Source organism: Ohtaekwangia kribbensis (assembly GCF_042676245.1).
Lineage (GTDB): Bacteria > Bacteroidota > Bacteroidia > Cytophagales > Cyclobacteriaceae > Ohtaekwangia > Ohtaekwangia kribbensis.
Window position 1 is genome coordinate 711522 of sequence record NZ_JBHTKA010000007.1, and the last position, 15109, is coordinate 726630.

The window sequence follows — 15109 nt, forward strand, 5'->3', positions numbered from 1 at the left end:
AATGAATGAAATTTTATTTCTTTATTTTTGAAATAAAATTTCAATTTAATAGTACTTTTGTACTATGGATGGGATGTATCAGGCTGTTTTTCTGAAGGCAAAATGCAATGCTAACGCACGAGCTGCGACAGTATAGATGAAGAAGATAGTATACAATTACAGGAAAGAGGTGCCCTTTAGAACTTATCCGGCACCTGTACAATACGAAGTACGATTTCGTGTGGATCGCCATCTTTGTCGAGAAGGCTGAAGCGTACCATGGGGTTGTCTCTGCGGATGTTGGTTTCTACATGGATCACCTGGTTATTCTGCAGATGTTTTTCAATTTCCTTTTGAAGGACATATAGTGCATTTGCAAAATCAACTTCAATGGGACTCGGATTATAAGAGGACGTCTTCATCTTGGGGGTGTTTGTTTTACAGTTATCCGTTAATTGTTACAGGTTATTCGTATCCGTTACAGGTTGTTCGTCATTGCTGAGTAACATGAATAACCTGTAATGGATAAAATAGCTTTACCACCGGATCAGAGCAGAGGCCCAGGTAAACCCACTGCCGAAGGCGGCTAAACAAATTAAATCATTTTCTTTGATTTTACCTTCAGCCCAGGCTTCACTCAATGCAATTGGAATGGAAGCGGCTGTTGTATTCCCGTAGCGCATAATGTTATTATATACCTGGTCGCCCGAGAGCGCCAGCTTTTCCTGAATATACTGGCTGATGCGCAGGTTAGCCTGGTGTGGAACCAGCAGGTTAATATCTTCTTTGGTAAGTTTGTTTGCATCAAGAGCCTCCTGAATTACTTCCATGAAGCGCACCACGGCATGCTTGAATACCTGGTTGCCGTTCATAACAACTTTAAAGGTAGAGGTATCCGTGATCTGCTCAGGCTGTCGTTCTTTGTGTGGACGACTGCTGCCCGGATCTTTTACATATAGCTCTTCTGCGAATGTTCCATCGGAGTGGAGGTGTGTTGAAAGAATGCCTGGCTTATCCGAAGGTTGAAGTATAACGGCACCGGCACCATCACCAAAAATCACAGCAGTATTGCGTCCGCGGGTTGTAATGTCGAGCGCGGTGGATTGAATCTCTGCACCTACTACCAGGATCGTTTTATACATGCCGGTCTTGATAAACTGGTCGGCAACCGAGAGTGCATATATAAATCCGGAGCACGCATTCCGAATATCGAGCGCTGCGATTTTTCCATCCAGACCTAATTCGCGTTGCAACAATACACCGGATCCGGGAAAAAAGTAGTCGGGCGTGATGGTGGCAAATACAATAAAGTCTATATCTGTAGCCTGAAGTTTAGCACGTTCCAGCGCCATGCGTGTAGCCTTGGCAGCCATGTTGGCAACGGTATCCGTCTCCGGATTCATCCATCTTCGTTCATGTATACCGGTGCGCTCAACGATCCACTCGTTGTTCGTATCCATGATCGTTGACAGATATTCATTGGTGATAATGTTATCCGGAACATGATGCCCGAGTCCTACAATTTTGGAATGACGCATTCGATTGAATTTTAAAAACGACAAAGGTAGCGAATTGTCGGCAATGAAGCGTTAGTGCGCGGAACGTAGCGCCTTAGCGATTTTTTAGAGACTGTGTGTTTAAACTCTTATTGGCTTCTGGCTGCAGCCGCTGGCTACAGGGAAGAGTATATTCAATTGTATTATCCAGTGGCCAGAAGCCAGTAGCCAGAGGCCCTTACTTCAATAGTCCCTGTATCTTCTCGATTGATACCTGTGTGGTTGGATTGAAGTCTCGGCCCCCTATATATTTCAATAGACTGTGGCGCAGCTGTCGTGCTTCCGCGCGGGCGCTCATGTTGGAGGTCAGGTCGATAGAAGAGACCAATAGTTTTCCTTTACCGACTTTACATTCGAATACAAGGCCGAGCGGCCGGGCGGTGACCCAATCATCGATTACGCGAACAATGGGTTTTATATTTGGATCAACAGCATCCAGTCGGATCGCGGTGGAATGACTCATGGCATCCCACCATTGCCAGTTGCTGTGATACTGTGTCGGGAACAAGTCCAGTGCCGGGTGCTTCGGGTTGCATAGTATACCCAATGTATGCGGAGCTTGCCGGCTTGTCCAGGCGGTATTCCAGAATATACTGGAGAAACCTATCGCTATATCTCCGCCAGCTTCCGGCTTTATACTTCCTTTTTTGAGCGACAGCAGTACGGTACCACCCCGATTCAATTGATCAATAGTTTTCTTATCCAACTGATCAACAATCAATATGCGACTGGTATCTATACGCGATAATTCTGCAGGGTAAACAAAAAAGTCCCACTGGTTGGTATATTTCCCAACAGAGATTTGCAACGTGAGCATCGATTCACGTTTGATGTCAGCAAGGGACTGCTTGATCCTGCCAACAACAATACCATTGCCAACAGGTAAAGCCGTAGAAGGTAAATTTCCGGTATATATAGTTTTCCCTGCACGATCTTTTATCTGCCATGATACGATAGTATTCGCGATGGACTGGCCGGAAAAGTTCGCTACCTCAACCGGTATAGTCAATGTCTCATGATTGAGGTAAATCATTTTCTCAAATCTTGCCAATGGAACAACCCGATTACAGAAGCGACTGAACTCTTCTGCGGTTACATAACCTTTCTCTTTCCAGAAGGGATTAAGCACACCAACCAACGCAGTACCTTGTCCTGGGAAGTCGTGAAGATCTAGAAGTTGAAAGCCGGCAAAGTTCTTAGTTCGAAGTGCAGCCTCTATATCTGCTTTATAGCAGAGCGTTTGTAGTTTTCCAGATGCAAGTAGAAAACTATCAGCCAGCATCTGCATGCCGTTGCGTGTTAGTTTCTCCTGGAAGATCTCGAAGTTCCTGGGTTTCAATACACCATCATATTGAGAAATCTCTTTGAAGTCAGGGTATACACACCACTGACCAATTTCGTGACTAACTGTTGGTTTTGTCCATTTGGAAATTTCGTTGCTCCAGTCGTAGGAGAAACGCGGAGATAATTTATTGATGATACTGTTCAGGCCTTCATCCCAATGTTGAATACGCGGGTCAGGCAGGTTGTGATAATCACTTGCTTCCAGGGCAGGCCAGCCTGCGCCAGCGGTATATAGTCTTCGCGCATCTTTAGCTTTCCAATAGGTTACGAACTTGTCCAGATATACGGTATGTTTTCTGCCACTGGGTTCGTTTCCATAGGCCATGAAACAAAACGATGGATGGTTTCCGTAGGTATCTACAATTCGTTTACTCTCATCATATATATACTGATCGATCGGGGCACCGTCACCAAGTTCGGTTCCCTGGTTTGCCCACGATGAACATTCTATTTGTAAATATACTCCTAAACTATCGGCAACATTGAACGCTGCTTCCGGTGGACACCACGAATGAAAACGCACGTGATTAAGTCCAAATGATTTTACGGTGTTGAATATATGAATCCATTCACGTGGTGTTGTTGGCGGATAACCTGTTTTCGGAAAGATGGCGCACTCAAGTGTGCCGCGTAAAAATATAGGCGTATCGTTTATCGTAAATTGTGTTCCCTGCCGCGATACATTTCGCATTCCAAACTGAACAACTTTGGATTCTGATTTCTTTCCGGATGACAAACTCACCTGAAGTTTATAGAGGTTAGGCATAAACTCACTCCACGGTAAAATTTTTTCAGTGATCGGGTATTCAATCTGAATTTCATTTTTGCCAGGTACCAATGCTATACTCTTCGAAATTGCAGGGTATGATTTACCCGAAGCTGAGACAAATGCATGCAGCGTTGATTTTATCTTTTTTGCAGATGTACTGGTAACAACAGCCGTGATTGATACTTTGTTAGTTGCCAGGTCAGGGTATATTTTGATATCAGAAAGATAAGTTGCCGGCCTTGCGCGCACTTCCAGTTTTCCTATGATACCGTTCCAGTTTGATTGTGTGTGATCGGAAATGCTGTGAGAGTTTTGTCCTACACTGATTTCTTTTATGCGATTATCTACGCGAATGGTTATGGTATGGCGGCCCGGTTTCAGCGGAGTGCGGAGGAAGTATTGATGCGGAGCTCCGAGACTGTTTTGCATACCAATCTTCATGGTATCGACCCAGAGTATAGTTTCCCAATGTGCCCGTTCGATAAAAACTTCAATAACGCTTTGATTCCAATCAACCGGAACATCGATCGTTTTTTGATACCAAGCTGCCCCGTTATAGTATTTCACGGGCTGTAACCAGAACGGCACTTTTACATTTCCGGGTTCGCGATACGGTTTATACTCGTCCGTTTTGAAATACGATGAATCAACAATGGAACCTATCCAGGGGGTATTGGGTGTAATATCATCACCTATAACATTGGTGGTCAGTGATCCGGGCAGTTGAAGAGTTCCTTCCAGCCGTTGACTGAACCATTTTTGTTTAATGCCCACATCATCGCGGTCAAGACGATAATTCCATTCTCCGGATAAATCTATATAGCTGACCGTGTTGTTGGGTAATTTTTGCGCGAATGCATTTGTAAGTATAGTAATGAGTAAAGTGATAACGAGAAATCTGATCATATAGGTTGATGGTATATTAATCGAAGCTTCGAAAAAATCGCGGATGGCGAAATGGAGGATATGATGAAAAGAATGGATTTTCTTATGATGCTGTTACCACGGTTGTCCTTAAAACGCTTTTTTGAAAGGTAAAAGGCGAATTCAATGGATTTCGCGCGTGGAGGAATGACCGCTAGACTGCTATACTATATATAGGCAAGCTATACGGAGAAATCATTCATTTGATTCTGTGGCCATGTTCAGCGCCCCATGAACTCAATCAGAATGGGATTAAAGTGTGTGTTTACAGTACAGTACCGTAGGCATATAGCATATTATATATATAGGTACATTTTTACTTTGTAAAATAATGAATGCACTCATCGTTGATCCTTCACTTTTTTAACTAACATTGATTCTTGTTATAAGTATTGTTCAATAAAAACGTTAAGAGTAAGATGAAAAAAAGTACACTAAATTTGAGAACGGAAAAAGGTAGAGCGCAATCGAACCATCGTGTTCCTATACTTTCAGGTGTTGTTATGATGGCTATTATATAAAATTGACTTTCAAATTTACTTCAGCAAGTCGATGTGAGTGATATTTACTTTACTGTGGCTTCGAACCCAGCAGAATCGGATTTACATCAACCAACGTCAGTGTCTTGATCATATTTTTTGACTCGGTTTTGTATTTAATAAAATGCGATGTTTTTACATGGTTCTCGTACGCAGCCGCGTTAGCATACACTTCCAGAATGCTGATATGTGCGGGCTTGTTCTTCTCGGCTACGGCATACATCACCAGCACTCCCGGCTCTTTCTTTAGTCCGGGCAACATCACGTTGTTTGCCAGCTTATGAAAGCTGTCTATGCTGTTGGTAGCTATTTCCATTTTGATAAGTCGTATAAAGAGATCTCCGCTGCGAGCCTTTGCTAGTTCGGGTTTACGGGTATAGAGTATAGGTTGTGTCTCGATCAACTCAAGGTGCTTTACCATTTGCAGCGTTCCCTGTTTGTATTTTTGAAAATGAGGCGTTGTCAAATGCGCTTTGTATTGCGCTGAGTCTGCATACGTTTCAAAAAGTGTGACACGTTCCGGATTTTCTTTTTCAGCAACGCCATACAATGTGATCACGCCCGGTTCCTTTTGTATGGAAGCTTCGATCTCTTCTCTTAAAAAATCATTATAGCGATCGAGTTGTGTACTATCCACTTCGATTATCGCGAGGCGAACCAGTTGTTTCTGAGGTTGAGCCATTGCTGTACAGGAGGAAAGTAATATAGTAATGAATGTGGATAAAAGAATCAGGCGATCAGTCTTCATCATTATCAGGTTCATAACTTTCACTATATTAAAATTTGTTGCTATACTATCGGTTTGTCACCTTGTCCAGGTATATATAGCGATCGCGATTCTTTTCAACTTCCAGCGTGGTGTTTACATCAATGTTGATGTACTGTACTTTTGCTCCCTCGGTCACTGTTGGCCACTTTGGAAGACCGGCTTCATTCGGATTTCCTGTTTTGATGAAATTCGCGAAATACTCCTGCATCAGGTTGGAAACTTTATAATCATCCGCAGTCCAGTCGTATACTTTGTTGGTGGCCAGATTACCCATGGCATATTCTATCTCGGCCGAATGTACAGCGCGTTTGGCTGCTTGTTTTTTAACAGGTGCCGCATTGGTGGAATCTTTTATTATACCTCCCGCGAGTCCTGCAGCAGCGTTTCCTATAGCAGCGGCCATTGGCGGACGCGGACGAGCGTATAAATAACGGTAAACAGATTTCCCGGTTTTAGTTTGTACATCAATCAACTTCCAGGTGCTGAAGCCAATAAATTTATCACCGGCAAGATCAGTAGCTACCTGTTCTACCTCTGCATCTGAATTGGGTTTATATACTTTCAGAAGTTCACTGGCCTGTTCAGGATACGCACGTTGAACAGCTTTGGTATAATTCTCTATCGTTAATTCCTGTTCGCCCAGCAGTACGCGATAGGTCATCTCTTCCGAGTTCCATCCTGCTAACAACGGTACTTGAGCCTGTTCACCTTTCTCGAAAATTTCGAGCGGATGTTTAGGAAGGAAGTATCCATCCATCGTGATGATCTGAAACCGGAACGGATTACCTTCGGTGGATGATATCAATAATTTTTCGGCAGGAATAGAACGAAGTGCTTCAAGCGAATTTGCGCCAATCTTGTTAGCAAACTCCAAACCTGCCTGTTCAGATTTCGCAAGAGGCGTAGAGGGTATGGATCCGAGCAGGGAGCCGCTTTCGCCTATAGCTTGTGCGAATAAATTCTTCGAGAGGGGAGAAGCCATTAATGCGCTTACCGAAATTGATCCTGCAGATTCGCCAGCGATCGTTACCCGTTTCGGGTCACCACCAAAGGCTGCTATATTTTCCTGAACCCATTTCAATGCGGCAACCTGATCCAACATCCCATAATTTCCGGAAGCATGATGAGGTGACTCCTTTGTTAGTTCCGGATGCGCCATGTGCCCGAATATACCCAACCTGTAATTTACCGTAAGGGAAACAATTCCTTTGGCCGCCATACTGGCTCCATCGTATCGTGCTTCCGAGCCATCGCCTGCAACAAACCCACCACCATAGAAATATACCAGCACCGGTAGATTCTTTTTCTTTGTATCGGGTGTCCATACATTCAGATATAGACAGTCTTCACTCATGCTGGAAGCACGAAATGCCATGTCTCCAAAAACATTCGTCTGCAGAACAGTCGGGCCGAATTGTTGGGCATCGCGAACGCCTTTCCAATTGGCAACGGGCTGTGGTTCTTTCCATCGGAGTTTACCGACAGGAGGCGCTGCAAATGGAATTCCTTTGAAAGATTGTACTCCATTTTCGATGCTTCCCTGTAACTGTCCATTCCTGATTTTTACAACAGGAGAATTTGTCTGTGCGTAGGTTGAAGAAAGCATAAGAAGTAATACTATACTAAAGATGAAATATATTCTCATAAGAAATACGAGTTGTATGATCGGATAGATTTATACGAGTTGATCGCTATAGGCGTCATTCATGAAGTTGCCGTAGCATCATGCTAATGTACAACGTCAGGAGCATTCTTAATAATGGTAATTCTCATTTCTCGGACACGAGTGTGCCCACGCGATAAACCGAAGTATGCACGAGTTTACCTTCTGCATCGTACTCCTTCCACTCTTTGTTCTTTTTGTCAGATGCGTACTCGCCTTGTTCTTTTACTTTTCCGTTTTCATGGTAGGCGGTATATAATCCGTGCTTGCGACTGTTACGATATTCTGTTGTTGATTGCAGCGTGCCGCTTTCATAGTATGTCTTCGCAGGACCGGCCAGCAGATCGAACTTCCAGGTTTCTTCACGCTGAACTTTACCGGAAGGGTAGTAGCTATAGCGGATGCCACTCAGCTTACCGGCTTCGTAGGTTTCTTTTTGTTTTATAGTTTTTCCGTTTTCGTAATATATAGTCCAGAGACCATGAGGTTTTTCATTTCTGAATTTTTTCACAGACTGCGTTGCTCCGTTCTCGGCCAGTACCTCTACCGTTGCGTCTATACCATTGGAGGCAACCTGTTCTTTTACCTTTACTTTTCCGGAAGGATAGTATTCATAGTTGGTACCGATCTTCTTTCCTTCTTTATACTTGAAGCGATGGCGAATAGAACCATCTTCGAAGTAGCCGATGTTATCACCGTGAAGTTTACCGGCAAGGAAGCTGCCGTCTGTGATTAAGTGCCCATCGCGATCATACGTTTTAAACTCACCGTTGCGCGAACCTTCTTTCATGGTTGAAACCGTTTCAAGCTGGCCGTTGGGATAGTAATTTTTATAAAAGCCTGAAAGTATACCTTCTTTATAGTTGGCTTCTGTTTCTACTTTTCCATCTTCATAAAACGTGCGTGTTATACCGTTGGGCTTTCCGTCTTTATAGCCAATCTCTTTCTTTATTTTACCGGTGGTATAAAACTCTTTTACCATGCCTTCCGGTTTGCCTTTTACAAAGTAGGTTTCGCTTTTCAGGTTTCCGTTATCAAAATAGTACTGAATGCTGTCGGCAAGTTTATCGTTCTGATAATAGGCTTTCTGTACAGGTTTACCTTCCTCATTATATACTTCTACTGTGCCATGACGCAATCCGTTAACGAAATGAAGTTTACGAGCGAGCTTTCCGTTTTCATGATACTCGGTAAAGAGCCCGGATTTTATACCGTCATCAAAATTACCTTCTACCATCACGTTTCCGTTCTCGTAATAGCGCAGGTATTTTCCCACGATCTTCTGATCGTCTTCTTGGGCAGTGGTATATATTTCCTGTATATGTTTTTTCTGTTGGTCGTAATACGTCTTTACTTCTTTCTGGGAAAAGACGTGAAGTGGTATCAATATAAATAGCCAGACGAGTCTCATGATCTTACATTATTGAGCACTGAAAAATATGGAATTTAACGTTCATGCAGGCAGGTTATTTTGTATTCGCGCTGCGATGTAAGAAGGAATGAGAAAATAACGGAAAGGAGTGATTTGTAAAAAGAAAAGTCCCGGTTTCCCCGGGACTTTGTGTTACAGATTTTCAATGACAATGGCAGAAGCACCGCCTCCACCGTTACAGATGCCGGCAACTCCAATGCCTGCGTTATTCTGCTTCAGTACGTTGAGAAGTGTTGTGGTAATGCGTGCACCCGATGCACCGAGCGGGTGTCCTAATGCAACAGCACCTCCGTTGATATTTACCTTTTCAGGATCGAGTCCTAACTTGATGTTATTCGCGATAGCAACTGCAGAGAATGCTTCGTTGATCTCGTAGTATGCAATATCTTTCTTATCGATACCGGCATGTTTGATTGCTTTCGGTATAGCGAGCGATGGGGTGGTGGTGAACCACTTGGGCTCCTGTGCTGCATCGCCAAAGCCCCTGATCCTGGCGAGCGGTTTTATACCAAGCTCCTGTGCTTTCTCCTTGCTGATTAATAGCAATGCCGAAGCACCATCATTCAACGTTGATGCATTGGCAGCCGTAACAGTTCCTTCTTTTGTAAAGGCAGGTTTAAGACCCGGTATCTTTTCGAAATTTACACTTTTATACTCTTCATCTTCAGCAAAGAGTGTTGTATTACCCTTGCGATCTTTTATCTCAACCGGTATAATTTCATCTTTAAACTTACCGGCACTCCATGAAGCAGCCGAACGCTTATATGAGTTGATCGCATAGTTGTCCTGATCCTGGCGCGATATATTCATCTCCTTCGCAGTATTGTCGGCACAAACTCCCATCGCACAATGATCGTACGCATCGGTGAGACCATCGTGTTGCAAGCCATCAATCAGTTCGCTGTTTCCATATTTATACCCGTAGCGTGCTTTCATCAGGTAGTAGGGTATATTACTCATGCTCTCGGTGCCACCGGCAACAACAATATCATTTTGCCCTAGCATGATAGACTGTGCTCCGAGCATGATCGCTTTCATACCGGAAGCACAAACTTTATTTACGAGTGTGCATGGAATTTCAAAACCTAAACCGGCACCGGCAGCAATTTGTGTAGCCGGGGCTTGTCCTAAACCGGCAGCGATTACATTGCCTATATATAGTTCCTGTATCAGCTTAGGATCGATTCCTGCTTTTTCAACAGCGCCTTTTACAGCGATGGATCCTAATGCTGTAGCGCTTAACGATGCCAGGCTCCCTCCGAAACTTCCGATCGGAGTACGCACTGCCGAAATGATATATACTTCTTTCATGGGTTAATGAGTTAATTAAGTCTTGGTTGTAGTCTGTAGCGGATTGTATGATATAAATGTATATACTAAAGAATAACGATATATATAGTCATGGCAGAGAACGTTTCTCTGCCATGATGAAAATCTGAATATTACCAGTCAGGTTTCCCTTTGTCTTTGGGTTTTGAAGCTTTGCGTTTGTTCTGTTGCAGGTATTGAATTTCCTGGTTCTTCATAGCTTCGAGGATCATGCGGGCTTTTTGTTCGCTGATCTTCATCTGTTCTAATTTTTCAGAGAGCTCAGGATTAGGCTTCTTCTTTTCCTGATCTTGTTTTTGCTCAGGGTTCTGCTGATCCTTTTGTTGCTGATCTTTCTTTTCCTGCTCTTTCTGTTGTTGTTCCTTTTGCTGCTGTTCTTTTTGTTGTTGCTCTTTTTGCTGTTGTTCTTTCTGCTGCTGCTCTTTGCTCTTCTGATCTTTATTTTGCTGATCTTTCTTTTCCTGCTCTTTTTGTTGTTGATCTTTCTGCTGCTGATCCTTTTGTTGCTGATCTTTATTTTGCTGCTGATCCTTCTGCTGGTCTTTCTTCTGTTGATCTTTTTTCTGTTCCTCTTCTTCCTTTTTCTTCTTCTCGTCTAATTTCTTTTTCAACAGCTCATAATTATAGCGGGCATCCATGTTATCCGGATCTGCCTTGATCGCCTGCTTGAAATTGTTAAGGGCTTGTTCGTTTTTTTGCTTGCGATAGTTCATGATACCTAACTGCTGCTGTGCCTTCGAGCGTACTGCATTTACTTTACTGCCCGCGAGCGATTCGTAGTTCGTCAGCGCATTGGCGGTATCGTTCATCATGAAATACGCATTGGCGAGGTTCAGCTTCAGTTCATCTTCCATTACCTTCATAGAGTCGATGAGGTAATGATACTTTTGAACCGCTGTTTTATAGTCACCGGAAGTATAGGCTTCACGCGCCTCCGATTTTGCACGATTGATTTTGCCAATCCGAAACGGGTCGGTAACAAAAGCAACTACAAATAAGGAAACCAATATATACTTCATGTCTGCCTGGTTTAAACGTTAAAGCTATATTCGTAAGGTTGGTATGTTGATCAGTACATCGAGCAGCAACAATATAGCTGCTGCAGCGAGAAAGTAAAAATACTTGTTGGCTGTTACATCTACATACCGCGCATCCCGCAGTTCTCCCTCGATCTTGTCGATTGTATTAATTAAGCGGGAAACATCGTTTTTAGTTTCATTGATCTCAAAATACTGGCCATCGGTTTTACCGGCCAGCGTGCGAAGCGATTTTGAGTTGAGTCGTGTCAGCACAGGTCTGCCGTTCTTATCTGTTTTCAATCCTCGACCGGCATATATATTTCCGCCCGACTCGGTACCGACACCTAACGTAAACAATTTGATGTCTTTATTCTCTACCTCGCGCGCAACCTCTTCGGTGTCTTCTCCAAAATCTTCGCCATCGCTGATGAGTATAATTACTTTTGATTTGGATTGTGTGGGAGGTCCGGTCTTTTCATCTTCTTCAAGTTTCTTCAAAGCCATGCGCAGGGGAGGACCGAAGTCTGTACCCGAGCTAGGCACCAGTGACGAGTTCATCGTTTCAATGAACAGGTTCAGCGCGTTCTGATCGTACGTCAACGGGCATTGCATAAATGCCTCGGAGCTAAAAATAATAATGCCGATGCGATCGGAGTTGAATGCTGATACAAGACGTTTCATTTCGAATTTGATCTTCTCCAGTCGCGTAGGTTGAATGTCGAAAGCATCCATGGACTTGGAGAGGTCGATGCAGATCATGATATCCTTACCCACCGACTTCACTTCCTTCTTCGAGCCACCAAACGATGGCCCGAGCAAAGCGATCATGAATAATGCAAAATATAGGGTGCGGATTCCGAGTTTAATAAATATAGTATAATAAGGCGTGTTTAAACCTCTGCCAATCTTAACCACCCGTACAATATAGGCTGCATACAATATCGCGAACAGGGCGATAAAGATGATTTCCGTTAATCCAAAGTCACGATACCAAAGCACGTTTTAAGCAATTTACAATCAGCAAGTAACGATTCCTGGCGTGTTTATGCAAGTCATTTTTGCCTGAGGAACGGTGAGCGATCCGGAAAAACGATGGTCGATGATTTTCAGCCGGAGCCTCCGGGACTTGTTGCGTTTTCTCCTCGCGATGAGTCGTCTCTATGTAAAATTCCGGATGCTCTTGCGGATTTTTCTAGACCCCGTAAAATCACCCGGCTATTAAATGGACTACTGACGGCCGTATTTTTCAGGAAGTTGAACGGGTTGATGGTGCTAACACCAGTAATGATCGCCATTCCTATAGTATAACAGATGAAGCTCCACTTGCCGGATTGTCTTACTATAGGTTGAAGCAAACAGATCTGGATGGTAATTATAAATATCTTGGCGTTCGATCGATCGAGCTTGAGAGGGCAGATGAGGTTGTCGTGTCTCCAAATCCGTTGAAGAACTCAAATTTAAATATACTGGTAAATTCTTCCAGTGACAGTCCGTTGGAGGTGAGAGTTACTAGCTTGTCTGGCGAAGAATTATACTCAGGACGATACACGGCTGATGCGATACAAGGAAATCATCTGACGATTAATCTTCCTTCCGGGATGGGGCAGGTGTATATATTGTGCAGGTGTTTTTGAATGACCGGGTCTATTGTAGTAAGGTCTTTGTTGAGTAGACTAGTACCCGTTGTGTGTTTCGGGCTTGTGTTATAACAGGTTATTTGTTTGAACAGTCTGTAGACTGCTGATAGGGGGCACAAGCCGTAAGACTTGCGCCAGTGCATTGTTTTGTAAATGCAAGGGGAAAGTGATCCGGGACGGGAACTATAATTCCTCGCCTTTGATTAACAACGTATGGGGATAAAAGATCTTCCCATAGTACTTTTACTTCTTGGAACAAGTCTCGACTGGACTGGTAGTGAATTAAACTGCCAACAATTCAAGACCGGTAAATTTACACTGACTGAAAGGGAGAAGGCCGGTACATATATAGTGGAACGCGATCTTTCCTTTCAAACTGAAACCGATGTTGCAAGGGGCGTTACTATCAGGTTTAAAGTTACGTGGATCAACGATTGTACCTATCAACTAAACCTTGTAGAAGGGCAGGATGAAACCATGAACTCGTATCGTGGTAAAACACTCACCATACGGATTCTCGAAACATACCCGGACGGGTATAAATTTGAAGTTCGCATGGAAGGATCTGATTACCGACTGGTGGAAGTGTTGAAGCGAATGAAGTAAATCCTGGTCTATCTATGCGCTCTTTAATCTTCTTCTCTTAAATTTCTTTTCTCATCACAAAGTCATTCATCCAGTAAGGTCCAATGGCTATATCTTCTTCGCGGATTACTGTGAAGCCCATCTTCTCGTAAAATGAAATAGCAGGGTTATAACGATTCACATTGAGATCGAGTGCGTGGTGATTCTCTTTTTTTATGCGTTGAATGATTTCATTGATAAGAACTTTACCATAGCCTTTGCCCTGGTTGTCGGGGAGTACATATATCTTGTGAAGCTTCGTTACGAGTTTCTCTTCTTTGCGCGGACCGTATGCTGCGAAGGCCTGATCTCCGCGTTCATCGGAAAGTAACATGAATTGTTGTGAACCATCTTTCATCACGCGGGTCAATGCTTCTGTGGAGTAGATCAGGTTCAGCATGTAGCGGATTTGTTCGTTGGTGAGGATTGGTGCGTAGGTTGGCCACCAGGTTTTTTCAGCGAGGTCCTGGATGATGGTTATATCGGTTGGGGTGGCGTTTCGGATGGTCATGGGTGGGTTGAATCGAAGTGAAAAATGGGAATGAGAAATAAAGAATGAAATAACGGGATAAAAAAATGTTGACAGTCTGGAGACTGTCAACATGGGTGGCACAAGTCGGAAGACTTGCGCCAGTTATTTGATCTCTTTGAAGAGTGTGTCGATCTTTTTCTTTAATGCAGCTGATGCGGGAGCGTGTGGCAGGCGTACGTGGGGTTCGATGATTCCCAATAAAGAGAGAACATACTTCACACCGATCGGGTTGCCTTCTTCATACATCGCTCCGTTAATATCCAGAAGTTTGAATAACTCCTGCGATGCTTTGGTATAGTTACCGGCAAACACATACTCTTTTACCTTTTTGAAAGTTACCGGGAACGGGTTGGCCAGAACAGAGATCACACCTTTACCTCCGATGGAATATATCGGCAGCGATAACATATCATCACCGGATACCAACAGAAAATCTTTCGGCATATACTTCGCGATCTTCATGCACTGCTCCAGGTTACCGGATGATTCTTTTATACCGATAATGTTCTTGTGTGTTGCCAGTCGCAGCGTTGTTTCTGCGGCCATGTTCGAACCAGTTCTTCCCGGAATATTATAGAGAAGCACAGGCACCGGAGATGCATCTGCAATTTTTTTGAAGTGAAGGTATATACCTTCCTGAGATGGTTTGTTATAGTAGGGGCTTACTGAAAGTAAAGCATCAACACCTTTCAGGTCGGTTTCATGTATAGCTTCGAGCACTTCATCGGTGTTGTTGCCACCAATACCGTACACGATCGGCAGGTTCTTGCTATTGTTGTCCTTTACGAATTGCAGTATCTTTTTCTTCTCTTCGCTGGTAACGGTAGGAGACTCACCTGTTGTGCCAAGCACTACATAGTAATCTGCACCCTTTGCCGTGTGACTCAGTAATTTTTTAAGGGCTCTGTAATCTACTTCCAGCGATTCCGTGAACGGAGTAACCAGGGCTACACCGGTTCCATATAACTTTTTCATAAAGGGTTGATATTGAAA

The 15109-nt window shown here is 43.6% G+C and carries 12 protein-coding genes; 1 reads left to right on the top strand and 11 read right to left on the bottom strand.

Features of this window, described 5'->3' with window-relative positions:
• Positions 1-176: 176 nt before the first annotated feature.
• The 9 genes from ACFQ21_RS18190 to ACFQ21_RS18230 form a co-directional block, all read right to left on the bottom strand.
• A complete protein-coding gene (locus ACFQ21_RS18190; RefSeq protein WP_377580765.1) occupies positions 177-401 on the bottom strand; it encodes a hypothetical protein in 225 nt (74 codons plus the stop codon).
• Positions 402-515: 114 nt separating this feature from the next.
• Positions 516-1517 (bottom strand): 3-oxoacyl-ACP synthase III family protein, encoded by a 1002-nt coding sequence (locus ACFQ21_RS18195; RefSeq protein WP_377580767.1) that lies wholly within the window; start codon positions 1515-1517, stop codon positions 516-518.
• A 196-nt stretch (positions 1518-1713) separates the two neighbouring features.
• Positions 1714-4554: a sugar-binding domain-containing protein gene (locus ACFQ21_RS18200; protein ID WP_377580769.1), complete on the bottom strand. Its 2841-nt coding sequence runs from the start codon at positions 4552-4554 to the stop codon at positions 1714-1716.
• Between the two features lie 588 nt (positions 4555-5142).
• Positions 5143-5874: a putative quinol monooxygenase gene (locus ACFQ21_RS18205; RefSeq protein WP_377580771.1), complete on the bottom strand. Its 732-nt coding sequence runs from the start codon at positions 5872-5874 to the stop codon at positions 5143-5145.
• A 31-nt stretch (positions 5875-5905) separates the two neighbouring features.
• Positions 5906-7525: a carboxylesterase/lipase family protein gene (locus ACFQ21_RS18210; protein WP_377580773.1), complete on the bottom strand. Its 1620-nt coding sequence runs from the start codon at positions 7523-7525 to the stop codon at positions 5906-5908.
• Between the two features lie 124 nt (positions 7526-7649).
• A complete protein-coding gene (locus ACFQ21_RS18215) occupies positions 7650-8954 on the bottom strand; it encodes a toxin-antitoxin system YwqK family antitoxin (protein ID WP_377580775.1) in 1305 nt (434 codons plus the stop codon).
• A gap of 153 nt (positions 8955-9107) precedes the next feature.
• Positions 9108-10286, bottom strand: a complete 1179-nt coding sequence (locus ACFQ21_RS18220) for an acetyl-CoA C-acyltransferase (protein WP_377580777.1) — start codon at positions 10284-10286, stop codon at positions 9108-9110.
• Between the two features lie 131 nt (positions 10287-10417).
• The gene (locus ACFQ21_RS18225; protein WP_377580779.1) at positions 10418-11323 is read right to left on the bottom strand and encodes a tetratricopeptide repeat protein; all 906 of its coding nucleotides are present in this window, start codon (positions 11321-11323) and stop codon (positions 10418-10420) included.
• A 24-nt stretch (positions 11324-11347) separates the two neighbouring features.
• Positions 11348-12322 carry a vWA domain-containing protein gene (locus ACFQ21_RS18230; RefSeq protein ID WP_377580781.1) on the bottom strand — a complete coding sequence of 325 codons (975 nt, stop codon included), beginning with the start codon at positions 12320-12322 and terminating at the stop codon, positions 11348-11350.
• Between the two features lie 851 nt (positions 12323-13173).
• On the opposite strand from ACFQ21_RS18230, the gene ACFQ21_RS18235 reads away from it, so the two are divergent.
• Positions 13174-13566 (top strand): hypothetical protein, encoded by a 393-nt coding sequence (locus tag ACFQ21_RS18235; RefSeq protein ID WP_377580783.1) that lies wholly within the window; start codon positions 13174-13176, stop codon positions 13564-13566.
• Positions 13567-13603: 37 nt separating this feature from the next.
• On the opposite strand, the gene ACFQ21_RS18240 is transcribed toward ACFQ21_RS18235, so the two are convergent.
• Both ACFQ21_RS18240 and dapA read right to left on the bottom strand, forming a co-directional pair.
• Positions 13604-14095 (bottom strand): GNAT family N-acetyltransferase, encoded by a 492-nt coding sequence (locus ACFQ21_RS18240; protein ID WP_377580785.1) that lies wholly within the window; start codon positions 14093-14095, stop codon positions 13604-13606.
• 123 nt (positions 14096-14218) lie between these two features.
• Complete coding sequence (gene dapA / locus ACFQ21_RS18245) at positions 14219-15091, bottom strand: 4-hydroxy-tetrahydrodipicolinate synthase (RefSeq protein WP_377580787.1); 873 nt, start codon at positions 15089-15091, stop codon at positions 14219-14221.
• Positions 15092-15109: the final 18 nt, after the last annotated feature.

Coding starts and splice junctions, on each gene's coding strand:
- ACFQ21_RS18195 (WP_377580767.1), bottom strand. CDS start 1,517: ATGCGTCATTCCAAAATTGTAGGACTCGGGCATCATGTTCCGGATAAC.
- ACFQ21_RS18225 (WP_377580779.1), bottom strand. CDS start 11,323: ATGAAGTATATATTGGTTTCCTTATTTGTAGTTGCTTTTGTTACCGAC.
- ACFQ21_RS18235 (WP_377580783.1), top strand. CDS start 13,174: ATGGGGATAAAAGATCTTCCCATAGTACTTTTACTTCTTGGAACAAGT.
- ACFQ21_RS18240 (WP_377580785.1), bottom strand. CDS start 14,095: ATGACCATCCGAAACGCCACCCCAACCGATATAACCATCATCCAGGAC.
- ACFQ21_RS18200 (WP_377580769.1), bottom strand. CDS start 4,554: ATGATCAGATTTCTCGTTATCACTTTACTCATTACTATACTTACAAAT.
- ACFQ21_RS18205 (WP_377580771.1), bottom strand. CDS start 5,874: ATGAACCTGATAATGATGAAGACTGATCGCCTGATTCTTTTATCCACA.
- ACFQ21_RS18220 (WP_377580777.1), bottom strand. CDS start 10,286: ATGAAAGAAGTATATATCATTTCGGCAGTGCGTACTCCGATCGGAAGT.
- ACFQ21_RS18210 (WP_377580773.1), bottom strand. CDS start 7,525: ATGAGAATATATTTCATCTTTAGTATAGTATTACTTCTTATGCTTTCT.
- ACFQ21_RS18215 (WP_377580775.1), bottom strand. CDS start 8,954: ATGAGACTCGTCTGGCTATTTATATTGATACCACTTCACGTCTTTTCC.
- ACFQ21_RS18190 (WP_377580765.1), bottom strand. CDS start 401: ATGAAGACGTCCTCTTATAATCCGAGTCCCATTGAAGTTGATTTTGCA.
- dapA (WP_377580787.1), bottom strand. CDS start 15,091: ATGAAAAAGTTATATGGAACCGGTGTAGCCCTGGTTACTCCGTTCACG.